This window comes from Termitidicoccus mucosus, from assembly GCF_038725785.1.
Taxonomy (GTDB): Bacteria; Verrucomicrobiota; Verrucomicrobiia; order Opitutales; family Opitutaceae; genus Termitidicoccus; species Termitidicoccus mucosus.
The window spans coordinates 5,153,498-5,179,466 of sequence record NZ_CP109796.1; the positions used below are offsets into that span (position 1 = coordinate 5,153,498).

A 25,969-nucleotide genomic window follows, 5' to 3' on the forward strand; every position below is an offset into this window, starting at 1 on the left:
CGATGGCAGGGTGGGGCAGGGCGGGGAAATCAGCGGGCGCCATCCGGTTTACGGTTGTTCCCGCAAGGGCGGGCGTCGGGAGCACCGGGAAAGAGTTTCGCGAGGATGCTTTCGGCCGGGCAAAATCCGGTGAAGGCGGATTGGATGAGATTCACGCCGACGAATGCGGCGAGCAGCAGCCACCACGGATTGACGAAGCGGCCGAGCGCGAGGCTGGCGAGGACCATGGCGCCGGCGAGGACGCGGATGCGGTGTTCAAGTTTCATGTGAGAATTTATGTTTGACTAAATGACTATATTCCCATATGGCTATATTTAGAATAAGATTGTCAAGCATGTTTTCCGGAATTTCCCTTCCTTTCATGGCGAAAAATCTCCCGCCCCAGACCATCGAGCTGATCGCAGAGCGCTTTCGCGCCTTGGGCGAGCCGGTTCGTTTGCAGATTCTGATGGCCTTGCGCGAGGGTGAGCGGACCGTGTCCGACTTGGTGGAGTTGCAAGGCACGAGCCAGGCAAACATCTCAAAGCACCTCCAGGTCCTGACCGCCAGCGGGTTCCTCAAACGCCGCAAGCAGGGGCTGAATGTTTTCTATGCGATCTCCGACAAGGAAATTTTCAACATGTGCGAGGCGGTTTGCGGCAACATCAGGAAGCAGGCGGAAGCCCGGGCGAAGCTGCTGGGCTGACAGGAACGCCTCCGTTTGTCCGTGCCGCTGAAATCCGTCCAGGCGTCACGCCGCGCGTATGTCGCGGCGTTGCTGGCGGACTTGCGACCACGTGAGGAAGGCGAAGGCCAGCAGGTGCATCACGCTCAGGCCGGTGAACACCGGCACGTAGCCGTAGGTCGCGAGGATTCTGCCCGTCAGGAGCGTGGAACAGATGCCGCCCAGGCTCCCGCCCAGCGCGGAGAGCGCGAGCAAGGTGCCCACGTTTTCGCGCGGCACGCTTTCCGAGATCAAGGTGAGCTGGTTGGCCATCCAGCAGCTTTGCGCCGCCAGGAGCACGCCGATCAACGCCAGCGCCACCCAGGCCGAGTCCGTGCGCGCGGCGACGTTGGCCAGCGGCATGAGGCACGCCGCGAAAAGCATCATGGCCCGCCGCGCCTTGATCGAATTCCAGCCCCGCCGCACCAGCCAGTCGGAAAGCGCACCGCCGCCCGGCCCGCCGATGTCCGAGGCGAGAAAAGGCAGCCAGCCGAAGAGGCCGATCATCGCCAGGGTGAACCCGCGCGAATGCGTCAGGTAGTCGGGCAGCCAGAACGAAAAGAAATACGTGATCGAGTCGGTCATGAGGCGCGTCACGAAAAAGCCGAGGCAGATCGGTTGCGCGAGCAGCGCCCACATCGCGACCTTGGGGCGCGCCATCGTGGTTTGCGGACGGTTGGCTTGTATATACTCGCGCTCTTCCTTCGTGATGGCCGGATGCTTCTCGGGCGAATGGAAATGTTTCCACCAGACCGCCAGCAGGACAAAACCCGCGAGTCCCGTCGCGATGAACCCCCACTGCCAGCCGAACTTGATCGCGACAAACGAGACCAGCGGCGGCGCGAGGATCGCGCCCATCACGTTGCCGTTGGAGGAAATGGCCATGCTCAGGCCGCGTTCGCGGACGGGCACCCAGTCGGCCACCGCCTTGACGGCGGACGGGCTGTTGAAACTCTCGCCGAGCCCGAGCATGAAGCGGCACACGGCCAGCATGAGCCAGCCCGTGGCGAAGGCGTGCATCACGCCCGCGAGCGACCAGAAGGCCAGCGCGATCGCGAGGCCCAGCTTCACGCCGAGCCGGTCGAGCACCCGGCCGCAAAACGTGTAGCCGATGGTGTAGGCGACGAGGAAGGACGTGGCGATGTAGGAATACTCGACGGAGCCGAAGCCGAGCTTTTCGCGCAAGGTCGGCGCCAGCACGGACAGCGTCTGCCGGTCCAGCCCGTTGACCACCGCCGCGCCGAACAGCAGCCCGATGATGGTCCAGCGGCGATGGGTTCGTATCGAGGCGAGGATTTTTTGGAAAACAGGCATGAGGGATGGCGGGCGGACGCGGATCAGGCGGCCAGGGTTTTTTGAGGCGCGCCGGCGAGGGACTTGACGAGTTCGCGCAGGCTGAGGGTCATGACCTTGAGGTCGCCGCCGGGGCAGAGGAACTGGGCGCCCATTTCGATGGCCTTGCCATACATCTCGGGGCCGACGGCGACGGTGCCCCAGAACTTGCCCGCGGCGTGGGCGGCGGCGGCCACCTTCGCCATGGCCTTGCGCACCTCCTCGTGCCCGATCTGCCCGGGCAACCCGATGCTCGCCGAGTAGTCGCCGGGGCCGAAGAACAGGCCGCTGACACCGGGCACCGCCGCGATCTGGGCGGCGTTTTCCACCGCCTGCGCGTGCTCGATCTGGCAGAGGATCATCGTCTCGGTGTTCTGGTGGCGCATGTATTCGATGGCCGGATGCGCCGCGTAGCCGCTGTCGATGTTGCCCCCGTTCCAGCCCCGCTGGCCGGTGACCTCGCCGGGCGCGGGCTGGGGGTTGTTGAACTTGGCCCACGAGACGATGCGCCGCGCCTCCTCGGCGTCGGCCACCATCGAGCACATCAGCCCGCCCGCGCCCGTCTCCAGCGTGCGCATCACGACTTGGTAGTCGGTGGCCTTCAGCCGCGCGATGGTCGTCACCGGGCTGGCCTTGGCCACCAGGCACAGCGTCGCAAGCTCCTGCGTGGGTATGTCGAAATGCTCCAGGTCGAACCAGATCGCGTCGAAATAGCCCGAACGCGCCACGAAATCCACATGCCGCGGACTCGCAAAGTTGCCCGTCACATACACGCTGACCACTCCGCCTTCGCGGATCTTGGCCAGGGCGAGGTTCTTGGGGAGGGAGTTGTTTTTCATGAGAATGAAGAGAGAGGTTGCATGGAAAGTCGGCCGGTTGCGGGTTGCGGAGAGCGCGGGGAACCGGATGACGCGATGCAGGGCAGCGTTTTTGCGGCGGTGAAACAAAGTCGGCCTGCTGGTTTACCGATGGAACCAGTGCGTGCGGTTCTTCCCTTCGTTTCCCTCTGTTCAATAAAAACCGGACTGTTTTCGCCTTATAAATGCATTGGAAATTGTCATGCCGGACTATTCCTGGCTCTTCGCGTCCTTCGCGGTTGACTCCGGGCAGACCAGGATCCTCACGCCGTGTCTCCGCAGCATCGCCGGGATGCCCGCGGGCGGGCGTTTGTCGGTGATGAGGGTGTCGATCCGGCGCGGGTGAAGGGTGACGGCGGCGGAGCGGCGGGCGAACTTGCCCGAATCGAGCAGCAGGACGACCCGGCGCGAGATGGCGGCGAGGGCGCGCTTGGCCTCGATCTCAAGCGGGTTGGGATCGCTGGGGCCGATCTCACGATCGAAGGCCGTCGCGCTGATGAAACACACGGAGGCGGCGAGCCGCCCGATTTCGCGGAGCGCGTCGGGGCCGGTCATGTTACCGGAAACGGGGCTCAGCCAGCCGCCGATCACGCGCACCGCGAGCGCGGGACGGCGCAGGCGCAGGCGCTGCGCGACGGGCAGGCTGTTGGTCACGATGGAAACCTGGGATTCCGGGAGGTGGTCGATGATGGCGGCGACGGTCGTGCCGCCCTCGAGCGCGATGGTGTCGCCGGCGCGGACAAACTCCCGCACGGCGCGCGCGGCGATGCGTTGTTTTGCCGCCGCCGCCGCGTCGCTCTTCATCTCGAAGTCCGGCTCGCCGGCGGCCTGCCCCGCCGGACGCGCCCCGCCGCGCTCGCGGCGCAACAGACCGAGCTCCTCCAGCATGCGCAGGTCGCGCCACACGGTCATGGCGGTGACGCCCAGCTCGCGGCGCAGTGCGGCCGCGGTGACGTGGCCCCGGTCGCGGAGCAGGGCGAGGATGCGCTGGTGACGGGCGGGGGCGAGCATGTTATGTTTGGTGATAAATGTTATAAAATGTTATTTCGCTCGCTTTGCCGGTTCCGACAAGCGAAATCCCCGGCATGTCCTGGTATCTCGGCATTGATGGCGGGGGAACGCACACGCGCGCGGTGGTCGTGTCGGCCGATGGTGTCGCCGCCGGCGCGGGCGGGGCGGGGCCGTCGAATTATCACAACACCGGCATGGAGGCCGCGGCGCGGAACCTGCGCGCGGCGGCGGACGCGGCTTGGGCGGACGCCGGCCTGAAGGCGCGTCCGGCGGAGCATGCGTTTCTCGGGTGCGCCGGCGTGAAGTCGCGCGGCGACATGCTGCGCGTGCGCGCGGCGGCGGAGTCGGCGGGGCTGGCTCCCGCCGGCGCGGTCACGGTGATGAATGATTTATACAACGCCCACGCGGGCGGGCTTCAGGGCGAGGCCGGGGTGGCGCTCATCGCGGGCACGGGGACAAACTGCCTCGGCATCGACCACACGGGCGAGTCCTTCATGTGCGGCGGCTGGGGCTGGCTGCTCGACGACGAGGGCGGGGCGTTCGGCCTCGCGATCAACGCGCTGCGGGCGGCGGCGCGGGCGGCCGACAAGCGGGCGCCGGACACGCGCCTGCTGGCGGCCGCGATGGCGTTTCTGGGGCTCTCCGAGCCCGACGACATGCTGGCGCGTTTCTACGCGCAGCCGTGGACGCCGGCGGAGATCGCCGCCTTTGCGCCGGTGGTCACGCGCCTGGCGTCCGAGGGCGACGCGACCGCGCACCGCCTGCTCGTGGCGGGCGCGCGCGCGCTGGCGGGCCTGGTGGCGGGCGCGAGCCGGGCGCTGGTGTTTCCGCGCGGTCCGCAGGTCGTGCTGCTCGGAAGCTGCGCGCGGGGCGGCGCTCCCTATCAACCGCTCGTCGAGGCGGAAATCCGCAAGCTCTGCCCGTCGGCCCGCATCGTCGAACCCAAGGGCGGCACGCTGCACGGGGCGGCGATCAACGCCCTGCGGGCGGGCGGCGTCAACCCGCCGCCTGCGCTGGATTTTTCGAAAATAAAAACCAACCGATAAAACAGCCGCAAAGAAGCACAGGAAACACAAAATGGAATATTCAATCTTGTGCCTTTGTCAGGCCACCCGGCTCCGCGCTCGTAGAGCGCCTCTTTGCGGCTGTTGAAAACGAACCATTATTTTTAACAGAAGGAAACGAAGGACACTAAGAAAACCATGATCATAAAATGTATTCTTCGCTCCCTTCGTTTCCTTCTGTTCAATAAAACCGAATATATAATATGAGCCAAATCCGTGATAATATAAAACCCGCGCAGGTGCCGCCGCCGTGTCCGCTCGCGGCGATTGCGCGCGACGACTTGTTTGTCCACTACACGCTCGAATCGGCGCGGCTCGGAAACCGACCGATGGTCGAGCGGCGGCTGGCCGACCTGCGCGGCTGTTTCGCGGACGAGGCCGCGTTCGAGGCGGCGCTCAGGCAGGGCAACCCGCTTTTATATTCGGTAAGCTCGGTCGAGCCGGCGGCCGGCGACGGCCAGCTGCACTACGGGCTCGGCATCCTCCAGCCGGGGAAAATCGGCGCGGAATATTATCTTACGAAGGGCCATTTGCACGCGCACCGCCCCGCGGCCGAGATCTATGTCGGGCTGGCGGGCGAGGGGGCGATGCTGCTGGAGGACGAGGCCACGGGCGAAAGCCGCCTGGTGCCGCTGCGGACGCATTCGGTGGTGTATGTGCCCGGCCACACCGCGCACCGCACGGTGAACACCGGCGCCGCGCCGCTGGTGTATCTCGGCATTTATCCGTCCAACGCCGGGCACGACTACGCGCCCGTGGCCAAAAACAATTTCCGCCATGTCGTCATCGAGAGAGATGGCAAACCGATGCTCGTCCCTCGGGAGAAAAAATAATTTTTCCCAGGAAATCCCGGTCAGCCGCAACCCACCAGTCCGCGCCCCGCATGAAAACAAAACTGCTCCCCAAACTCCTCCTCCCGCTCCTTGCCCTTGCCTGTGGCGTTGCGCCCGCCTCGCTTGCCGCCAGTGACGGCGATACGCCGCTCCGCCACGTCGTTTCGCTCGACGGCGCGTGGCAAATCGCCGAGGGCGGCATGGAACAGCCGCCCGCCGCCGCCTTTAGCCGCACCGTCCCGGTCCCGGGGCTCGTTGACATGGCGCGGCCTGCGTTCGACAATCCCGGCCCGCCCGTCGCCGACCGCAGGCAGTTTCCCCAAAAAGATCCCAAGCGCGACGCCTTCTGGTACCGCCGCGCCTTCACGCTCGACGGCCCCGTGCCGCCCGCCGCGACGCTCAAAATCGGCAAGGCCATGTTCGGCGCGCGCGTTTTCCTTAATGGTCGGCAACTCGGCGACCACGCGCCCAGCTTCACGCCCGCGCTTCTCGACGCGCGCGCCGCGCTCAAGCCCGGGGAAAACGAGATCGTCGTCCGCGTCGGCGCCGACCGCGACGCCGTCCGCCCGGCGGTGCCTGACGGCTTCGATTTCGAGAAGAGCCGCTACATCCCCGGCATCTTCGACTCCGTGCAACTCATCCTCTCCGGCGCGCCGCGCATCGCCAATGTCCAGGTCGCGCCCGACATCGCCGGCGGCCGCGCGAAAATCCGCGTCTATGCCAGCGCCCCCGGCGCGCCGGTTTCCCTCGAAATCCGCGAGTGGAAAAGCCGCCGCGTCGTCGCCACCGCCGCCGGGCAACTCGACGCCTCCGGCGAAAGCGATTTTGTTCTCCCCATCGAAAACACCCGCCTCTGGTCGCCCGCCGACCCCTTTCTCTACGAGGCCACCGTCCGCACCGCCGGCGACGAGTTCACCGCGCGCTTCGGGATGCGCGAGTTTTATTTCGACAAAAAAACCGGGCGTCCCTTCCTCAACGGAAAGCCCCACTACCTGCGCGGCTCCAACATCACGCTCTACCGCTTTTTCGAGGACCCGGCGCGCGGCGACCTGCCGTGGGACAAAGACTGGGTGCGCGCGCTCCACCGCCGCGCCCGCGACATGCACTGGGAGGCGCTCCGTTACTGCATCGGTTTCCCGCCGGAGTTCTGGTATGACATCGCGGACGAGGAGGGCATCCTCATTCAGGACGAGTTTCCCATATGGTATCTGCGCAAGGACTGGCCCGCCGCCCTGCAAACCCCGCAGCTTGTCCGTGAATACTCCGAATGGATGCGCGAACGCTGGAACCACCCCTGCGTCGTCATCTGGGACGCCAGCAACGAAACCGCCTCCAGCCAGACCGGCCCCGCCATCGAGCAGGTTCGCTCCCTCGACCTCTCCGACCGACCTTGGGACAACTCCTGGTCGCCCACCTTCCGCCCCGGCGATGTCTTTGAGTCGCACCCCTACCACTTCGGCAACCGGCCGCCGCGCGTGAATTTCCGCCTCGCCGGCCTCGCCAACGCCGACTCCGCCCCGTGGAAAAAGGACTGGGACAAGTCCGTCTGCGGCCAGGGCGTCATCATCAACGAATACGCCTGGCTCTGGCTCAACCGCGACGGCGCGCCCACCACGCTCACCGAAAAGCTTTATCAAAACCTCCTCGGCCCCGGCTCCACCACCGCGCAACGCTTCCGCCTCTACGCGCGCTGGCTCGCCGCCGACACCGAGTTCTGGCGCTCCCGCCGCACCGCCGCCGGCGTGCTCCACTTCACCATGCTCGGCTACGACCGTCCCGACGGACAGACCAGCGACCACTGGCTCGACATCGCCAGCCTGAAATGGGAACCCGAATTTTATAAACACGTCCGCGACGCCTTCGCGCCCATTGGCGTCGCGCTCGACGCGTGGGAGGAAACCTATCCGCCCGGCCTCACCCGCGATTTCCCCTGTGTCATCATCAACGACACCGATGCACCGCACTCCGGCACGCTCGCCATCCGCCTCCGCCGCGACGGAAAAGTCCTCGCCGAGGAAACACGCGCCGTCGTCGTGAAATCCTTCGAGACCGGCCGCGAAACCTTCGAACTCACCCTGCCAAAAACCAACGGCCCGTGCGAGGTCGAGGCGGTTCTGCTTGGCACGCCTTCCGGCGACATCCGCAGCGTCCGCGATTTCATCGTGCACCCCCTCATCCCCGCCGCCGTGCCACCATTGAAATAAAACCAACCAATAATTTAGACAGAATGAACAGAATGAAAAAGAATGAACAAAATAAAAAACCATTCCGTTCATTTTATTAAATTCTGTTCATTCTGTCTAAAAATAACGAACCGATAAAATAATCACTGAAACACTGAAAAGATACGAAACCGTTTTTCTTTTTTCCGTGCTTTCGTGTTTCCGTGATTAAAAAAACGAACCATTTATCTCACACAAAGGCGCAAAGACACAAAGGAATGAATTATAATGGCACACTTCCCGGCGCTTTGTGCCTTCGTGCCTTTGTGTGAGATAAAAAAACGAATCAATAAATTTAACCGCGAATGAACACCAATAAACACCAATGGCTCAAAATTATTCGCGTCCATTCGCGTTCATTTGCGGTTAATAAAAACGAACCGATAAAATAATCACGCCCCGGAAAAGCCATGCTCCGCCTTCTTCCCCTTGTCCTCACCGCCACGCTCGGCGGCTTTCTCTTTGGCTTCGACAGCGGCGTCATCAACGGCACCGTCGAGTCACTCCAGCGCGCCTTTCACTCGGACAGCGTCGGCACCGGCTTCAACGTCGCCTCCATGCTGCTTGGCTGCGCCCTCGGCGCGCTCCTCGCCGGCGCGCTGGCCGACCGCCACGGGCGCAAGCCCGTCCTGCTCGCCACCGCCGCCGCCTTCATCGTGAGCGCCTGGGGCAGCGGCGCGGTCGCCACCGCCGCGCCCTTTGTGTTTTACCGCGTGCTCGGCGGCCTGGCCGTCGGCGCGGCCAGCGTGATTTGCCCGGCCTACATCGGCGAAATCGCCCCGCCGCGCGCCCGCGGACGCCTCATCGCCCTCCAGCAATTCATGATCGTCCTCGGGCTGTTCGCCTCCTTTTTGAACAACTGGCTCATCGCCCGCGCCGCCGGCTCGCCTGACGCCGTCCTCTGGCTCGGCCATGCCGCGTGGCGCTGGATGTTCTGGGCCGAACTGGCGCCCGCGCTGCTCTTCCTTCTCGCGCTGTTCGCCATCCCCGAGTCTCCGCGCTTTCTCGCGGCCGCCGGCCGGCACGCGCAAGCTGCCGCCGTCTTCCGCCGGATCGCCCCGGGCGACGACCCTGCCGAAAGCATCCGCCGTGTCGTCGAAAGCGTCACGCACCGCCCGCGCCTCCTCGACCTGCTCGACCCCGTCACGCGCCGCCCGCGCAAACTCGTCCTCGTCGGCGCGGCCCTTGCCGCCCTCCAGCAACTCAGCGGCATCAACGTCGTTTTCTATTACGGCGCCACGCTCTGGCAGGCCGCCGGTTTCTCCACGGACGACGCGCTCCTGACCAACGTCATCACCGGGGCCGTCAACATCCTCTCCACCGTCGCCGCCATCGCGCTGGTGGACCGCGCGGGACGCCGCCCGCTGCTCCTCGCCGGTTCCGCCGGCATGACGCTCACCCTCGGCACGCTCGCCTTGCTCTTTGCCGCCAACACCACGGCCGGCGGTCTGTCCCTCGGTCCGGTCGCCGGTCCCGCCGCGCTGGTCGTGGCGAACCTTTTCGTCGTCTGTTTCGGCGTCACCTGGGGGCCCATCGTGTGGACGTTGCTCGGGGAAATGTTTCCCACCCAGTTCCGCGGCGCCGCCCTCTCGCTCGCTGGGCTCTCGCTCTGGCTGGTCAACTTTGCCGTGACGATGACTTTTCCCGTGATGCTGTCCGCGCTGGGCCTCGGCCTCACCTACGGCCTCTACACGGCGGCGGCGGCCCTCTCGCTGCGCTTTGTCTGGAAACACATCGCCGAGACCAAGGGGCGTTCCCTCGAAGACATGCGCCCCGCCAACTGACGCCCGCGCGGCGCAAACTCCCATTGCACAATCCATGAACTCGAAATCGTATCTCGCCGGGCTTGGCCTGCGCTCCTCAAATTATGACAAGGCCCCGGCGGTCGCCGTGCCCGCGGCGCACGCGGGCGAATGCTGGTCCGGCTGGGACGACATCGCCGCCCGCATCGGCGGCGAGGCCGCCGCGCGCGGCGCGTCCGTGGTGGCGGTGGAGTGTTATCCCGGCGTGCACGACGACGCGGTGCGCGACGCGCTGGCCGCGCGGCTGGCCCCGGCGCTCGTGATAACCACCGCCGATGCGATGAAAACCGCCGCCGCGATCGACGCGCTGGCGTCGCCGTTTCTTGGCGGCGACGACCCGGTGTTCGGACGCCTGTGCACATCGCTGGAGATGGCCAATTTTTTTGATGACAAAAAAGCGGATGCAATCCGCGCGCGGATTGCATCCGCGACCGGCACCGTGCTCGTGGCCGGGCCGGGTGCGGCGCTGCTCGCGCCGGCGAAGCGCGTGCTCGTTTACGCCGACATGCCGCGCTGGGAAGGACAGCTCCGCCAGCGGCGCGGCGAGGTGGACAATCTCGGCGCGCGCAATCGCGGGCTGAAGGCTTCGCTCCAATACAAACGCTCCTTCTTCATCGACTGGCGCGTGGCCGACCGGTTGAAGCGGGACACGATGGACGGCTGGGATTTTCTGCTCGACACCACCGCGCCCGCCTCGCCGAAACTCATCAGCGGCGTGGCGCATCTCGCCGCGCTGCGCCACGCGGCGACGCGGCCGTTCCGCGTGGTGCCGTTTTTCGATCCGGGTCCCTGGGGCGGGCAGTGGATGCGCGAGGTGTGCGGCCTGCCGGACGGCCCGAAAAATTACGCGTGGTGCTTCGACTGCGTGCCGGAGGAAAACTCCCTGCTGCTCGAATTCGCCGGCGGCGCGCGCGTGGAAATCCCGTCGGTCAATCTCGTGTTTTCGCAGCCGCGCCCGCTGCTCGGCGAGGCGGTTTACGGGCGTTTCGGGCGGGAGTTCCCCATCCGTTTCGATTTTCTCGACACCATGCGCGGCGGCAACCTGAGCTTCCAGGTGCATCCACTTTCCGAATACGCGCGCGAGCAGTTCGGCATCCCCTACACGCAGGACGAAAGCTACTACATCCTCGACGCGGAGCCCGGCGCGGTCGTTTACCTCGGGCACAAGGACGGCGCGAAGCCGGGGGAATTGCTCGCGAGCCTGGAGGCGGCGCAGGCGGGCGGCGCGCCGTTTGACGACGCGAAATTCGCGGCGCGGTTTCCGGCGAAAAAACACGACCACTTCCTGATTCCGGCGGGCACGCTGCATTGTTCCGGCGCCGGTTCCATGGTGCTCGAAATCAGCGCCACGCCGTATATTTTCACGTTCAAGCTCTGGGACTGGGCGCGGCTCGGGCTCGACGGGCTGCCGAGGCCGGTCAACGTGGAGCGCGGGAAGCACGTCATCCAGTGGCACCGCGACGAAACCCACGCGCGGGAAAACCTTGTCAACCAGGTGCGCGAGGTCGCGCGCGGCGAGGGCTGGGTGGAGGAGCGCACCGGGTTGCACGAGGCGGAGTTCATCGAGACGCGCCGCCACTGGTTCAGCGCGCCGGTGCCGCACCACACCGGCGGCGGCGTGAATGTGCTCAACCTCGTGGAGGGAGCGGAGGCGGTCGTGGAAAGTCCATCGGGCGCGTTCGAGCCGTTCACGGTGCATTATGCGGAGACGTTTATCGTGCCCGCCTCCGTCGGCGATTATACAATCCGGCCTGCGGCGGCGGGAGCACGCTGCGCGACCATGAAGGCCTTTGTCCGCACCCGCGCATGAAGTGATTTCCGATCTAAAAATGACATCTTTCTTGAAAATGTAATAACGTCCCCGCCTTTCTCTTTCTCTTTATTCTTTATCTTTCCTCTTTCTCTTTGCCGCAAGACGGGTGTTTTTAAGAGAAAGAGGAAAGATAAAGAATAAAGAGAAAGATGGAATTATCGAATACGGATATGCAAACAACCATGAATATCGATCCGGGATTTCCCATCACCGCCACGACCGACCCGCTCGGCTGGCGTTATGGCGCGGGGGTGTTCGGCCCGGCGCCGGAATTGCGGCGGCTGGACGCGATCCGCCCGAGCCTGCGCGATCCGGATTGCGCAGGCCCCGATCCGGTTTACGCCATCGTGATGGATGTGGGACGCGAGGAGCATCGCGGGGATTTGCAGAAGAGGCATCTGCTTTTTGGCGCGGTGGCCTATGCCGCGGGGCGGCTGGGCGGCGAGCCGGTGCGCTCGCAGGGGCATGTGCATTGCAAAAGCCCGCGCAACGGCTGGAGCACGCCCGAGCTTTATGAAATCTGGCGGGGCCGCGCCTGCATCCTCATGCAGGAAAGCGACGGGGATGATCCGGGCCGCTGCTTCGCCATCACGGCCGGGCCGGGCGAGGTCGTGGTGGTGCCGCCCGGCTGGGCGCACGCCACCATCAGCGCCGATCCGGCGCAGCCGCTGGTGTTTGGCGCGTGGTGCGACCGGGCGTATGGTTTTGTGTATGGCGGGGTGCGCGCCCACGCCGGGCTGGCGCATTTTCCATTGCTGACGGCGGACGGCGCGCTCGAATGGACGGCGAACCCGAGCTATAAACCGAGCAAACTGGTGCGCCGCGGGGCGCGCGCGTATCCGGAATTGGATATCGAGGAGGGTATTCCGATTTATAAACAATATGAGAGGGAACCGGGACGTTTCGACTGGGTGCCCGACCCGGAATTAAAAGCGGGCGCATGGCGTAATTTCGAGCCGTGACCGCAGTCCGTGGCGCACGGGCGGTCCGGGTGTGATTGGAACGCTGCCTCCAGGAACGAATTCCGATTCACTGGCGATGCAACCCGTTGGGTTATGCCATTTCCAAACGAAATCTATATTTGAGGCAGGGCGAGGCGTCCCCGCCGAGCCGCGGCTCAGCCGGAGGCTTCGCCCTACCTTGATAAGTCTATAAAGGGTTCGGAAAGGGTATTACCTTGCGCCGGCCAGGGTTTTATTTCGAACGCCCCAAGTTGAAATGCGATTGGGAAATCGCATGAGTATAAAACTCATCGCCGCCGGCTTGAGAGTTTGCGGAAGGCGAGGAGCGCGGCAAGGGCGGCGGCGAACCACCAGCCCGGCGCGCCACCGCCACCTCCGCCGCCGCTGTTGTTGTTATTGTCGGACGGATCGGAATTGCCGGTCAGGGCCTCAAGCGGGAGCGTCGCGACCTCGTCCCCGCGATCAACCCGGCGGATGACGGCGTTGCCGGTGTCGGCCACGTAGAGAAGGCCATCCTCGGCCACGACGAGGGAGGCGGGGCGGTCAAACAGGACGTCACCGGAAAGGCCGTCCTTGAAACCGGCGTAGTTGAGAAAGCCTGCGGGGGGCAGCACCGTGTGGAAGACGGAGCCGGAGTAAATTGAGCGAATGTGCGAGTTGCCGGTGTCGGCCACGAACACACGGCCGTCCGCGTCCACCGTGACACCCTCGGGCGAATTGAACTTGGCGGCGGTGGTTTTCGCACCGTCGCTGGAGCCGGGAGCGCTGCCGGGCTGGCCGGCGAAGAGGGAGACGCTGCCGGTGGTCATGTCGATGTAGCGGATGGCGTGGTTGCCGGTGTCGGCGATGTAGAGGTTGCCGGCGACGTCCACGGCGATGCCGGAGGGGGAGCGGAATTGCGCGGCGGGGCCGATGCCGTTGGCGAAGCCGGGCACCCCGGCGCCGACGACGGTGGAGACCGCGCCGCCGGCGGTGATTTTTTTGATCAGGTGGTTGCCAGTGTCGGCCACGTAAATGTCGCCGTTGAGGTCGTGCGCGGCGACGCCGCGGGGGTGGTTGAAAACGGCGGAGAGGGTGGTGACGGCGCCGTCGGCGGTGACGAGGCGGACGCTGGAGTTGCCGGTGTCCGCGACGACGAGCGCGCCGTCGGCGGTGATGGCGATGCCGCGGGGCGCGTTGAAGCGCGCGGTGCCGCCGCTGCCATCGGCGGAGCCGGGCTCGCCGGGCTGCCCGGCAAACACAACCGCCTTTCCGTCGGCCTGCGTGATTTTGCGGATGACGTGGGTCTGGACATCGGCGACGTAGAGGTTGGGACCGGTCGTGCCGGAAGTGGCGGTGATGCCGGCGGGGGCGGGCAGGATGTCGGCGAGGAGCTGGAGCGTCACGGCGTTGCTGTAAACGTCCTCGGTGTTGTTCGTGGCGACGTAGCGGTATTGCCAGCCGTTTTTGCCGGCGGTGTTGATAAGGGTGAGGTGCGCGGTGCCCGCGCCCTGGTAATCAGCCGAGCCCCCGATGTCGGCCCAGTCGCCGGAATCGCCGCGGCGGTATTGCCATTTGAAGGAAGGCGGGGGCGCGCCGGTGGCGGAGGCGACGAGGTCGAGGGGATGGAGGCCGGTGACGACGGGCTGCGTGGCGATGAGCGGGGCGAGGTCGTGGGGTTTCACGGCGATGGTGTAGGCGCCGCTGACGGGAAGCGGCACGGTGTCGCCGGCGGCGGTCTGGATGGAAATGTCGCCGCTGGCGACGCCCTCGGGCACGGTCACAACGATTTCAGTGTCGGTTTTTGAGACGAAGGAGGCGACCTCGATGGCGCCGAAAAAAACCTTGGTTACGCCGCCGAGGTTGACGCCGGTGATGCTGACGGATTTGCCCGGCCAGATGAGGTCGTAGTCGATGGCGCTGACGGCGGGCGGGAGGTGCGAGAGGTCGGTGAGGCCGGTGGTGATGCCGTGGTCGGTGCGCACGACGACATCGTCGCCGGTGGCGGCGGTCACGCCGGCGGGGAGCGTGGCTTTGATTTCGGTGATGCCGGAGGAGACGATGGCGGCGGTCTTGCCGGCGATAAGCACCTCCTTGAGCGCGGTGAAGTTGATGCCGGTGATGGTGGCGGTGCTGGCGGAAACGGCGACGCCGGTGATCGCCGGCGCGGGCAGCGCGGGCAGGCCGCAGGCGGCGCGGAAGGCATAGGTGTCGAGCGGACGGCTGATGCGGTAGGCATTGGCGTATTGGGTATAAACGCCGACGTATATAAAGATGTGCTGTTTGCCGGCGGCCTCGTCCACGATGGAGCCGCCGGGGTGGTAACCGTCCTTGTTGTCCTTGGGCAGGCCGACCGCGCCGAGGATGATGCCCTGGCGCTCGACGAGGTTCCCGTCAAACCGCCATGTCGTGCCGCCGGCGAGCAGGTCAACGGGGTCGATGCTCCAGAGATTGAGCGCGTTGACCGGTTCCGCCGGATTTTCAGGGTCGGACGGGAGCGGGTTTTCCGCTCCCGCGCCCCAGCGGGAGCTTTGTATCATTTCGATGCGGCCGGTGACGGGATTGTATATAACGTCGGGAGTGTCGTGCGCTTCGTAGCCGCTTTTGCCCTTGGCGACGGGGGTTTTCCCATTGCCGGCGATGTTGGTGCGGGCGGTGGTGAAGGTGACGTCGGAGAATGCCGCGCCGGGCGTGTGCTTATAAACGTGTTGCGTGTAATAATATTTTCCAGAGGCGGAATCGTAGCCGTAGGCGTCGGTGCGCTCGCGTCCGATCAACACCATGTGGCCCGGTCCCCAAGTGGCGAGGGCGGGCTCGATGCTGCGGGAGTTGGCGGAGTTGAGCCAGGTGCGGATTTGCCAGGTTTCGCCTGCGTCGGTGCTGCTGGCGAGGTAGTTTTGCCTGCCGGTACCGCTGCCGGTTTGCTGGCCGAAGGGCACGACGAGGCCGAACTCGGGGTGGCGCACCATGTTCGGGCCGGAGTGGACGGCGGCGGCCGGCATGGCGGCGAGGGCGTCGGGCTGCTCGCGCCAGGTCACGCCCCGGTCGTCGGAGAGGTAAACGCGGCTGCGCGGGGTCTTGTCATTTTCGTCCTGCTGGGCGGTGACGGCCACAAGGCGGGGATTGGCGGTGCCGGAGGCATAGGCCCAGGAAATGGCCTGCATGCCTTGGTAATCATATTTGGTCGGCGTGTCGTCGAGGTTGCGACCGAAGGGTGGCGGCGCATCCAGGACGTCGGCGGGCTGCCAGGTGGCCATGTTGTCATCGGACCAGATGATGCGGCGGGCGTTGTCGGGGTAGCTGGCGTAGGCGGAGTGGTCCCGGAGGTGCCGGATGAGCACCACGGTGCGTCCGTCGGGCAGGCGCGTGGCGACGGGCCAGCCCATGTGCCGGTAGCCGCTCGCCGGTCCGGTGAGCACGCGCTGAAGATCGAGCGTGCCGTTGTCGATGAGGGTCTGCATCCGGGTCTGCTGGGCCACGCTGAAATCGAAGTCAGTCAGCGTGGTGGAATCCATCGGCACCGCGGACAGCGCGCCGGCAAGGGCGCCGAGCCCCGCTGACAGTATTAGCATGCAGCGCCTGCCGATGCGGCAGGGTGAGAAGGGGGAATTATATTGGGTGTTCATATGAATAAAGACAATGCGCCGCCATATGGCGCGTGTGTGGGGAGGGAATGAAAGATGGCCGCAATGGTGGAAGGCGGGGATGATGGGTCAATGGGCTCGAACTGGCTCACGGGGGGAGCCGCATGCAGGGCGGCATGGTGGTGCCACCCGGGGCTGGCTCATCCAGTGGGCCAGATATTCCAGATTGTCGGTGTGGGATGCCGCGTGTTGTCTGACGTCGATTCGTCATTCCCCCTTTCATGGACTTTCGCGTCCGCCACGCGGCACGTGTTTTTATCCCGCAATAAATATAACCACAAATCCGGCCCCTGTTCCGATATGCGAAAATCGATTGTTTTGCCGTGTGCCTTCGCGCTGCTTTTCCCTGTTTTGCTTCCCGCCCGGTCCGAATGCAATCTCGACAACGCCGTCATCCGTTTTGGTCCGGCGCACAAACTAGTTTATGGCGATCCCGACACCGTGGCGCCGCTGAAGGTCGCGGACACCACCGTCGACTGGAACCGCAAGGGCGAGCGCGGCGCGCGCTGGGGCAAGGGCTATTGGGTGCCGTCGGGCAGGATCATCGACGGCCGCGATATCATGATCGCCGACAAGACCGCGCCGGTGGACGGCGCGACGGGGGATCTCGATGGCGACGGCCGCATGGAGCTGGTGGTGGCAAAGAACAACCGTTTTTGGTGCCTGAAGGATGCCTCCGTCTCCGGACGCCGCCACTTCCCCGAGGCATCGGGTTCGTATTTGAAATTTGTATACGGCAACGACCTGATGCTGCCCGATGTGTTTCCCGGCCACGAGCACCGGCATACGCACTCGGTGCGCATCGCCTTGGGCGATTGGGACGGCGACGGCTTGACCGACTTGATTGTGGTGTCGAGCTTTCTGGGCATCAACCCTTGGGATGGCGGCCCCGGCGGGATCACGCGTTACATGCCGGCGGACTTCACCGGGGAAGGCCGCGGATGGATCGGCGATCACTGGGTGTTTGGTCCGACGCGCCTGACGGTATGGTGGTATAAAAACGTCGGGAAGAAGGGCGAGCCGTTGTTTGCCGACGCGAGCCTGATTTCGGCGGGCAATCCAAGCCGGCCGCTTCTGTTCACCGGCTACCTGCACGCGGTCGCGACGCCCATCGACTGGAATAATGACGGGCGCACCGACCTGCTCGTCTCGGCCGACAACCGGGTGATGCTTTACCTCAACACCTCCGCCGGGGGCGAGCCCGTCCTCGACAATGGTCGCGAGCTCACTTTCGACGGCAGTCCGCGCATCAACCTCATGAAAAACGCCGCGCCCTACCGTGACCAGGACGGCGTGATGCGCATTCGTTTTTCGAGCTGGTCGATGTTGCTGGAGGCGCGGCAGCTCGGCGCGGAGCGGCCCTTCGATTTTACTGCGGCCGAGCCGGTGCTGTTCAAAAATCCGCCGATGTTTCTCGACTCTTTCCCCGTGCCGAACGCCGTCGATTGGGACGGCGACGGGAAACTCGACCTGCTCGTCGGCTATCAGGACGGCGCCGTGCACTTCTTCCGCAATCTCAGCAAGGACGGCGGCCCCGGACATTGGGCTCCGCCGGCCGATCTGGAGGCGGACGGAAAGCCGCTGCTGAAATACCTGCAAAACCCGCGTTCGAAACAAGGCCCGGCCGAGCGGCTTTGGGGCTACACCGCGCCGGTCGCGATCGACTTCGACGGCGACGGCGACCTCGATCTCGTCAGCGGGAACTCCAGCGAAAATTTTTTCTATTTCGAAAACACCGGCGCCCGCACCGCACCGAGACTCACCGCGCGCGGGCCGCTTATGATGACCAATGGAAACCCCATCGAGACGGCGTGGCGCACGCGTCCGGCCATCGCCGATTTTAATGATGACGGCGCGCCCGATATCGTCGGACAGGCCCCGAGCGGGCTTCTCACGATTTGGTGGGGGCGAAAAGGCAAAGACGCGCCGCTTTTCTCCGAACCCGAGACGCTCTACGACGCCAAGGGCTTCCCATTCCTCGTCGCCACCACCTCGCACAGCGGCGGACGGAGTGTGTTTTCCGTTGCGCGCTGGAATGCGAAAAAACTGCCCGACCTGCTGATGAGTCCCTTTTTTTCCGCCCGCACGGAGTTTATTCCCTTCTTTAAAAACCTGGGTTTCCATGACGGGCGTCTGCTCTTCGAGCTTCGCTGGCGCCAGGTCGCCCGCGAAGGCCATGTGAGCAAATCGCTTTTCTCGCACTACCGCATGCTGGAACCGGCATGCTTCGGGCCGGACAACAAACCCGGCGCGATCGCCGGGGTGGACGACGGAGACATGTATTATTGGGGCGCGCCGACGGAGGAGCCGTTCGACGACAAGCCGCTCCAGCATTATATAAACAGCGCCACCGCAAAGTTCGATCCCTCCGTGCCATGCGCGACGGTGGATGTCCCCTCGCCGTTCGGCTCGGTCGAGGCCCTGAAGGAAGGCGCGCCGGTGTTCAACAACCGTCCGTATAAATTCGGTCCGCTGCCGGAAATCATGAAGAACCGCAGCTACGTGCTCAGCCCCGAGGAGGCGCGCTATGTGGTGGGGGCGTCGGACGGGATGCTCTATGTGCTCGTGCCCCGCGCGGACGGTCCGCGCCGGGAGATCATGGTGCCGGCCATGCAGGAGCGCGGGTTCGAGGTTGTGAAACACCCGGCGGTGCGCGTGTATGGCGAAGGCGCCGAGGGCGAGGCCGTCATCATGCAAAAGAAGATCAACAAGGGTGCGCGCATCATCCTCTCCTCCTGGGCGGTGTTTTTCTACTGAGCCACCAGCAGCGCGACTGGCCCGAATGGCGCTTGGTTAAGGGCTGTTGTCATTAAAAGCACGCTTGCGCGAGGAGGGGCGGCGTCCCGCCGCCCGACACGCGGAACGCGTGCCCATCGTGTCTCGATAAATCATCACATGCGAACCGGCGAGGCTTCGCCTCGTCCGGCGGCGGGACGCCGCCCCTCCTTGCGCAAGCGTCTTTCTCTTCACCAAGCGCCATTCGCGACTGGCCCCTGTTGTGGGCCGCAACGAAAAGATTGGGGCGCGCGCGGCATTGGGTGACAGTGTCGCACGGCTGGCGCAGCTTGATTTCACGCCTGCCGCCGCCCGGCCGCCCATCATATGGTCCAGGCGCGCCCGCCATGCCTTCCTTCTGCTTTGATGAATATGCAAACCCGTTTGCCCGCTCCCATTGTCTTTTGTCCTCCGAACTCGCACTCCGCGGTGCGACGCGCGGCCGCGCTTGTTGCCGGGACTGACGGGCGGGTAAAAACGGACGGCGTGGAGGGCGCGGATGTCGTCGTCGGGATCGCGGGCGTCGCAAGGGCGGCCGCATTGCCGGAGCGCACTTTTGCCCTCGTCGAGGAAGGCGGCCGTTTGTATATAACCGGCGACCGTCCCCGCACCGTGCTTGCCGGGGCGTTGTATTGGCTGCATCACACCGCGCGCGGCACGGCGCCCGCGCTGCCGTTCACGAGGACGAGCCCCTACCGCGAGCGTTTGATTCTGGAGGACTTCCCGTTTCATTGCTATGCGCCGACCGGATTCGATTTCGATCCGCGCGCTTACGCGGAAAATCTGGTGGCGCTCGGTTATACGTCGATGGAGTGCAACCGGTTTTCCAGGCGCGAGCCGTTGCAACCGTATTGGGGCAATTACCTGTTTACCAACCCTTCGGTCGCTCCTTTCGTCTGGACGAAATGGCATGAGGGGGTCTGGCAGAGGGACATCGTGGAGGCCAACGCCGCCGAATTGCGCGCATGCGTCGAGGTGGCCTTGGAATACGATCTCGATCCCTCCGTGACCAGCTTTCTGCCCCGTCCGTATCCCGATGTCTTCTTTGAGGTTCACCCACACCTGAAGGGTTTTTATTCCAGAAATCCTTTCTTGGAGCGGGGCAATCATCCGGGAAAATACTGCGTGAACACCGACCATCCCGACGGACTGGCGTTTTATAATTCGGTTTACGCGGAATTATTAAAAGCTAATCCCGAAATCCGGCATTTTTTCTTCTGGCACTCCGATCTCGGGACGCGTTTCTGGGGCGACGGCGAGGGGCCGAGCAAGCGCACCCGCGCCGAGCTTGTCATCGAATTTCATCACGAGTTCCAGGGTGTGCTTGACCGCGCCGGGGTCCAGGCGCAGGTATGGATAAATCCGTGGCACATGGACGATGTGCCCATGGAGAAACTGAACAGCGGCCTGCCCCCCTCCGTGGGTTATGCGGTAAAGGAGACGGCGGGCATTTATCATTATTGCGGTACCACGCGAATCCGTCTGAAAGACCTCAATGTCATCTGCGCCGACATCGGCGAGGTGCCGCGCGAGATACAAAGCCTTGCGAAAAAGAGCGGGCGCCCGGTTTGCATAGGCCAGTATCTGGACTTCAGCGAGGACCTGGACCCGATCATGGGCGCGCCTCATCCGCTCATGACCTTCAGGAAATTCCTCACGCTCAATGCCTGTGCGCACGAGACGTCTTCGACGAACTGGGGCATCCTTTCGCCTGATGTCGCGAAGTGCCGGGTGAACCAGGATGTCATCCGCGAGATGTCATGGGGCGCCGGCGCCTCCTGCATCCCGGAATTGCTGCCTGTGCTCATGCCTGCCGGACTCGGGGAGGACGCGCGAGGATTGGTGCATGACGCGTGGCGCAAGGTGGATCTTGCGCTCCAGGCCTGGCCGCAGTTCTGGGGGCTGCGCTTCGAGGATTCCGGCCTGCGCCTGCGCTGGCTGGTGAAGCCGTTTCTGCTCGAATGCACCCCGGTCCCGGAGGAGAAGAAAAACTACTATCTCGACCATCAGCTCTACCGCATCGATTCGCCCGCGCCATTCCAGGATTTCATGGATGTCACGCCCGCGCAGGCGGGCGAGGTTTCGCGCTGTTATTCGGACATGATCGAGCTGCTCGCGCGCGCCGAGGAATTGTTCGGCCTCGCGGCGGAGAGGGCCGGCGCGGAATGCAGGGAGTGGATCGCGGTGCAAATCCCCCCGACCCGGTGGATGCGCCTGTTTTTCACCACCTATAAAAACCTGTTTGCCTTCCACTGCCTGCCGGAGCGCGATATTCTCACCGCGCGGCATCAACAACATATCCGGGAGGAGATTAAAAACGTGGACGAAATTCTCGCCCATCTCGACGAGGCCCGCGACTGCCTGGTCGTCGCCAGCCTCGGCAAGTGGGGGCAGTGCTTCGGTCCGGACGTGGGAGAGGATTTTAGGAAAAAACGCGAGCTGCTGGCCTGGACGCTGGACACCCACTCAAGCGGCGGACTGCGGACTTCCGCCACAATTTCTCCCGTTATTTTTTAGACAAGCCAGCGTCCCGCAAGTAATTCCCCGTGCCCCAATCAAAAGCAAAACCGCCGTATAATATTACCGACATCGGGAGGGGATTTTTTCCGCTGGCCTCGCTTCCCAAGGGTGATTTTTTCATTGCCCCGCAATCGCACGGGATGTTTGTTGCGCGTGTTTTTTCCCCGCCCCCACGCGTCGTTTCGCGATCCATGACGAAGTCGTTTCAATCCCTCAGCGCCCAGATGGCCGACACGCTCCGGGAACAACTGCGCGCGGGCACTTGGGGCACGACGCTGCCCGGCGAGCGGCAGCTCGCGAAACACTTCAGCGTGAGCCGCAAGACGGCGAGCAAGGCGATCGCCATGCTGCGTGCGGAGGGAGTGATCCGCACGTCGCGCGGCAAGTCGAGCGCGCTGGTCACGGAAAAAATTCCCCCGCGGAATACAAAGGCGCCCGACCGCGTGGTGCTTCTGCTGCCCGATCCGATCGACCAAAGCCGGCCGTTCATGGTTTATTGGCTGAACAACCTTACCACGCTGATGCACAATGTCGGCGTGGATTTCGAGCTGGTCATCGGCTGGCGCTATTTCGGACGGAACGCGGACCGCTCGCTCCAGCAGCTGGTGGATTCGCATCCGGCAAAATGCTGGATACTCGTGCGGTCGCCGTGCTCGCTCCAGCAGTGGTTCGCCGACAACGGCGTCCCGGCGGTGGTGGCGGGGTCGCCCTTGGACGATATAAAACTGCCGAGCGTGGACCTCGACCATCGGGCCATCGTCCGCCACGCGGCGCTCACCCTCCTGCGCGAGGGGCACCGGCGGCTGGCGTATGTTTTTGAAAAGGCAAGATTCGGAGGCACCGTGATCGGCGAGCAGGCTTTTCGCGAGACCATAGCCGACTATGATTCGTCCGCCACGCCGGGGATATGCCGTCCGTCGATGAACGCGGCATCGATCATCAACGAACTGCGCCGCATCCATAATTCCAGCCTGCGGCCGACCGCCTACATGATGGGCAATTCATTCTCCTATGTGACGGCGCTCAGCTGGTTCAACTCGCAGCAGTTGCTCGTGCCCGGCGACATTTCCCTCATCAGCCACGACGAGGATCCTTTCCTGCCGTTTCTGCATCCGACCCCGGCGCGTTATGCCATCGGATCGGCCAAGTTTGCCAACGCCTTGTATAAAGCTGTCCGGCGCGTGATGGATCATGGGTCGGGTTTGGACTTCAAGGAATTGATCATTCCCGATTATATAAAAGGCGCCTCGGTCGGTCCGCCGCCCTCCGCCTCGCGCGAGGCGGAGATATTTCGCCGGCGGTGACACTCTGGCGGCAGACACGCGCGGCATAAATAGGAGGCCAGTTTGCCGCGGTTGTTCGCGTCTGGTTTTGGTGCGTTCTTCTTTGCGTTCCCTGGCTGGCGGCGCCCCTGTCCGGCAGCTCCGTCCAGCATACAATACCTTCTAATGAAGACCCTCAATCCCCGCGTCCTGTGAGCCCTGTGTCCCGCAAATCCATTTTCTTTTCCGGTGTCACCGCCGTCTCGGCGACGCTCGCGGCACTCCAGCCGCGCGTCCACGCCGCGCCGCCTGCGCCGGCGTCCGCATCCACCCGTCCCAATATACTGCTCGTCATGTCCGACGACATGGGCTTCAGCGACATCGGCTGCTACGGCGGGAAAATCCGCACGCCGACGCTCGACCGGCTGGCGGGCAATGGGCTGCGCTTCACGCAGTTTTATAATGGCGCCCGCTGCTGCCCCACCCGCGCCTCGTTGCTCACCGGGCTTTACCCGCACCAAGCCGGCGTCGGCCTCATGGTCAACCCCCGCGGCGATCTGCCTGGCTATCGTGGCCAGCTTGTTGACGGCTGCCTGACCATCGCCGAGATGCTCCGTCCCGCCGGCTACGCCACCTACGCCGTCGGCAAATGGCACATCGCCCCCTCCACGCCCGACGCCAGGGCCAACTGGCCCCTCCAGCGCGGTTTCGACCGCTTCTACGGCACCCTCGCCGGCGCCGGCAGTTATTACGACCCCGCCACGCTTTGCCGGGGCAACACCTTCATCACCCCCGAAAACGATCCCGAATATAAACCGGCGCGTTTCTATTATACCGACGCCATCGCCGACAACGCCGTGCGTTTCCTGCGCGAGCACGCCCGCGACCAAGCCGCCAGCCCCGGCCAGCCCGCCAGGCCCTTCTTCATGTATGTCGCGTTTACCGCCGCGCACTGGCCCATGCACGCCCTGCCGGAGGACATCGCCCGCTACAAGGGCCGCTACGACGCCGGCTTCGAGGCCGTCCGCGCCGAGCGCCACCGTCGCGTTCGCGAGCTTGGCCTCATTCCGCCCTCCACCCGGCTCGGCCCTTCGGCCCAAAACTGGGCGGACATTCCCGACGCCGACAAGGCTTGGGAGGCGCGCTGCATGGAAGTCTATGCCGCCATGATCGACCGCATGGACCAAGGCATCGCGCGCATCGTCGCCCAGCTTGAGGCCGACGGCCAGTTGGGGAACACGCTCATCCTTTTTCTTCAGGACAACGGCGCCTGCGCCGAAACCCTCGGCATGGGACGCGGCACGCCTCGCGCCTCGAACCCCAAGCGCACTCGCGATGGACGGCCAATGCGCACCCGGCACGGCGTCATGCCCGGTCCCGACGACACCTACATCGCCTACGGCCCCGGCTGGGCCAACGTTTCCAACACCCCCTTCCGCGAATACAAGCATTGGGTGCACGAAGGCGGCATTTCCACCCCGCTCATCGCACACTGGCCCGGAGGCATCCGCCAGAATCTCGGCGGCACGCTGGTCCACGCGCCCGGTCACATCATTGACATCGCCGCCACCTGTCGCGATCTGGCAGGCGCCGCCTATCCTGACCGGCGGGACGGCGCGTTCGTGCTCCCGCTCGAAGGCATCAGCCTGCGTCCGGCATTTTCCGGCGAAATACCCCGCCGCACCTCGCCGTTGTGTTGGGAGCACGAGGGCAACCGCGCCATCCGCGACGGCAAATGGAAACTCGTCGCGAAGGGCCCCAAGGGCGCCTGGGAACTCTACGACATGGAAACCGACCGCTCCGAGCTGGACGACCTCGCCTCCCGCCATCCCGACATCGCCCGCCGGCTCGCCGCCGATTGGGAGGCATGGGCGTTGCGTGCCAAGGTGAAACCCTGGCCTTGGGACGACCAGCCAATCCACACGCCAGCCAAAAAGAAAAACTCCAAAAACACATGACTCCTGCCCACTCATTAAAATCCGTCACAACGGCCCTGTGCCTCGCCGTATCCGTGCTGCTGCCGCCCATGGTGGGCGCCGCGCCACAGGCGCCCGACCCGAAGCAGCCCGCCACCTGGCTCATCCCCGGCAACGGCTTCGAGCCCGTTGCCACGTCCTCCATCGGCTGGGGTGAAACCTCCTACCTCCGGCTCCCCGACGGCCGCGTCCTCACCGCGCGCGGCGACCATATTGCCGTTTCCACCGACGGCATGAAAACCTTCCCCGACAAAAACAACATCCCCTTTGTCAAGGACACATCAGCCGCCGCCCCGCGCGCCTCGCGTCTCGCCATCAGCGCCACCGGCGCGTGGCTCGTTGTCTGGCGCACCCCGCACACCCCCGCCGAACTCTCCCAGTTCTGGGACAAGTCCACCCACAACTACGTCCCCACTCTCGCCGGCGGCCAGCTCATGGTCGCCCGCTCCACCGACTCCGGCAAAACCTGGTCCGCGCCGCTTCGCATCTCCGACCCGCGCTACACCAACGGCCATCCGCCCAGAAAAATCCTCCAGACCCAATCCGGCGTTTTCCTCCTGCCCGCGCAATACCGCACGCCCAATCCCGGGCGCCACATCGTCTCCATCCTCCGCTCCACGGACGACGGCCTCACCTGGTCCGCTCCCGCCCCCGCCTTCGATCTTCCCAATTCCAACGGCAACCACGACGGCGTGGTCGAGCCCACCCTCATCCAACTCAAAGACGGCACCGTCTGGTTCCTCACCCGCACCAATCTTGGCGCCCTCTGGGAGTCCCGCTCCCGCGACGACGGCCTCACCTGGTCCCCGCTCCGTCCCACCCGCATCTACGCCTCCGCGTCCCCCGCCACGCTCGAACGCCTCTCCGACGGGCGCCTCGTGCTTGTCTGGAGTCCTTGGAAGGACACCGAGGGCAATCCGCCCCAAACCCGTGGCGGCGCCGACACCACCGACTACTCCCTCGCCGTCGCAAGCTGGCACCGCCGCGAGCTCCACCTCGCCACTTCCGCCGACGAAGGCAAAACCTGGAGCAAGCCCCTCGTCGTTGCCCGTCATCCCCGCAAAAGCGGCGTCTTCAAGGGCGGCTGGATTTCCTACGTCACCCTCTTTGAGCACAACGAACATCTCTACCTTTTCGCCAGCATGGGCAACCTCCACGCCCGCATCCCCCTCGGCAAACTTCCGTGAATCCGTCCCTCATTCTCCAATCCCGAT

17 protein-coding genes are annotated in these 25,969 nt (G+C 64.6%); 12 read left to right on the plus strand and 5 right to left on the minus strand.

The features are described 5' to 3' along the window. Positions 1–29: 29 nt before the first annotated feature. Complete coding sequence (locus OH491_RS17955; protein WP_068770237.1) at positions 30–266, minus strand: YgaP family membrane protein; 237 nt, start codon at positions 264–266, stop codon at positions 30–32. A 95-nt stretch (positions 267–361) separates the two neighbouring features. Here OH491_RS17955 and OH491_RS17960 point away from each other — a divergent pair, with 95 nt between their 5' ends. Then, positions 362–685 (plus strand): ArsR/SmtB family transcription factor, encoded by a 324-nt coding sequence (locus tag OH491_RS17960; RefSeq protein WP_068771085.1) that lies wholly within the window; start codon positions 362–364, stop codon positions 683–685. Between the two features lie 45 nt (positions 686–730). On the opposite strand, the gene OH491_RS17965 is transcribed toward OH491_RS17960, so the two are convergent. The 3 genes from OH491_RS17965 to OH491_RS17975 form a co-directional block, all read right to left on the minus strand. After that, complete coding sequence (locus tag OH491_RS17965; protein ID WP_068770236.1) at positions 731–2,017, minus strand: MFS transporter; 1,287 nt, start codon at positions 2,015–2,017, stop codon at positions 731–733. A gap of 23 nt (positions 2,018–2,040) precedes the next feature. Next, the gene (locus OH491_RS17970; RefSeq protein WP_068771084.1) at positions 2,041–2,874 is read right to left on the minus strand and encodes an HpcH/HpaI aldolase family protein; all 834 of its coding nucleotides are present in this window, start codon (positions 2,872–2,874) and stop codon (positions 2,041–2,043) included. Between the two features lie 228 nt (positions 2,875–3,102). Beyond that, the gene (locus OH491_RS17975) at positions 3,103–3,903 is read right to left on the minus strand and encodes a DeoR/GlpR family DNA-binding transcription regulator (protein WP_068770235.1); all 801 of its coding nucleotides are present in this window, start codon (positions 3,901–3,903) and stop codon (positions 3,103–3,105) included. Positions 3,904–3,977: 74 nt separating this feature from the next. Between OH491_RS17975 and OH491_RS17980 the strand changes: the two genes are divergently transcribed. The 6 genes from OH491_RS17980 to OH491_RS18005 all read left to right on the plus strand — a co-directional run bounded on the left by OH491_RS17980 (position 3,978) and on the right by OH491_RS18005 (position 12,599). Then, on the plus strand, positions 3,978–4,949 hold the full coding sequence (locus OH491_RS17980; RefSeq protein WP_068770234.1) for an N-acetylglucosamine kinase: 972 nt from the start codon (positions 3,978–3,980) through the stop codon (positions 4,947–4,949). 221 nt (positions 4,950–5,170) lie between these two features. Then, positions 5,171–5,800 carry a glucose-6-phosphate isomerase family protein gene (locus OH491_RS17985; RefSeq protein WP_084442156.1) on the plus strand — a complete coding sequence of 210 codons (630 nt, stop codon included), beginning with the start codon at positions 5,171–5,173 and terminating at the stop codon, positions 5,798–5,800. A 50-nt stretch (positions 5,801–5,850) separates the two neighbouring features. Then, on the plus strand, positions 5,851–8,004 hold the full coding sequence (locus OH491_RS17990) for a hypothetical protein (protein WP_068770233.1): 2,154 nt from the start codon (positions 5,851–5,853) through the stop codon (positions 8,002–8,004). 428 nt (positions 8,005–8,432) lie between these two features. Next, positions 8,433–9,806: a sugar porter family MFS transporter gene (locus tag OH491_RS17995; RefSeq protein ID WP_068770232.1), complete on the plus strand. Its 1,374-nt coding sequence runs from the start codon at positions 8,433–8,435 to the stop codon at positions 9,804–9,806. A gap of 34 nt (positions 9,807–9,840) precedes the next feature. Next, a complete protein-coding gene (locus OH491_RS18000; RefSeq protein ID WP_068770231.1) occupies positions 9,841–11,634 on the plus strand; it encodes a class I mannose-6-phosphate isomerase in 1,794 nt (597 codons plus the stop codon). A 185-nt stretch (positions 11,635–11,819) separates the two neighbouring features. After that, positions 11,820–12,599 (plus strand): glucose-6-phosphate isomerase family protein, encoded by a 780-nt coding sequence (locus tag OH491_RS18005; protein WP_068771082.1) that lies wholly within the window; start codon positions 11,820–11,822, stop codon positions 12,597–12,599. A 287-nt stretch (positions 12,600–12,886) separates the two neighbouring features. On the opposite strand, the gene OH491_RS18010 is transcribed toward OH491_RS18005, so the two are convergent. Continuing rightward, positions 12,887–16,204, minus strand: coding sequence for an IPT/TIG domain-containing protein (locus OH491_RS18010; protein WP_068770230.1), 3,318 nt, complete (start codon positions 16,202–16,204; stop codon positions 12,887–12,889). 369 nt (positions 16,205–16,573) lie between these two features. Between OH491_RS18010 and OH491_RS18015 the strand changes: the two genes are divergently transcribed. The 5 genes from OH491_RS18015 to OH491_RS18035 all read left to right on the plus strand — a co-directional run bounded on the left by OH491_RS18015 (position 16,574) and on the right by OH491_RS18035 (position 25,942). Next, positions 16,574–18,979, plus strand: a complete 2,406-nt coding sequence (locus OH491_RS18015; protein ID WP_334319277.1) for a VCBS repeat-containing protein — start codon at positions 16,574–16,576, stop codon at positions 18,977–18,979. A 390-nt stretch (positions 18,980–19,369) separates the two neighbouring features. Beyond that, positions 19,370–21,514 (plus strand): hypothetical protein, encoded by a 2,145-nt coding sequence (locus OH491_RS18020; RefSeq protein ID WP_145928769.1) that lies wholly within the window; start codon positions 19,370–19,372, stop codon positions 21,512–21,514. 194 nt (positions 21,515–21,708) lie between these two features. After that, complete coding sequence (locus tag OH491_RS18025; RefSeq protein WP_068770227.1) at positions 21,709–22,821, plus strand: substrate-binding domain-containing protein; 1,113 nt, start codon at positions 21,709–21,711, stop codon at positions 22,819–22,821. Positions 22,822–22,991: 170 nt separating this feature from the next. After that, positions 22,992–24,737 (plus strand): arylsulfatase, encoded by a 1,746-nt coding sequence (locus OH491_RS18030; RefSeq protein WP_334319276.1) that lies wholly within the window; start codon positions 22,992–22,994, stop codon positions 24,735–24,737. Beyond that, positions 24,734–25,942: a sialidase family protein gene (locus OH491_RS18035; RefSeq protein ID WP_334319275.1), complete on the plus strand. Its 1,209-nt coding sequence runs from the start codon at positions 24,734–24,736 to the stop codon at positions 25,940–25,942. Before OH491_RS18030 ends, OH491_RS18035 begins: the two co-directional genes overlap by 4 nt. The last annotated feature ends 27 nt before the right edge of the window (positions 25,943–25,969 follow it).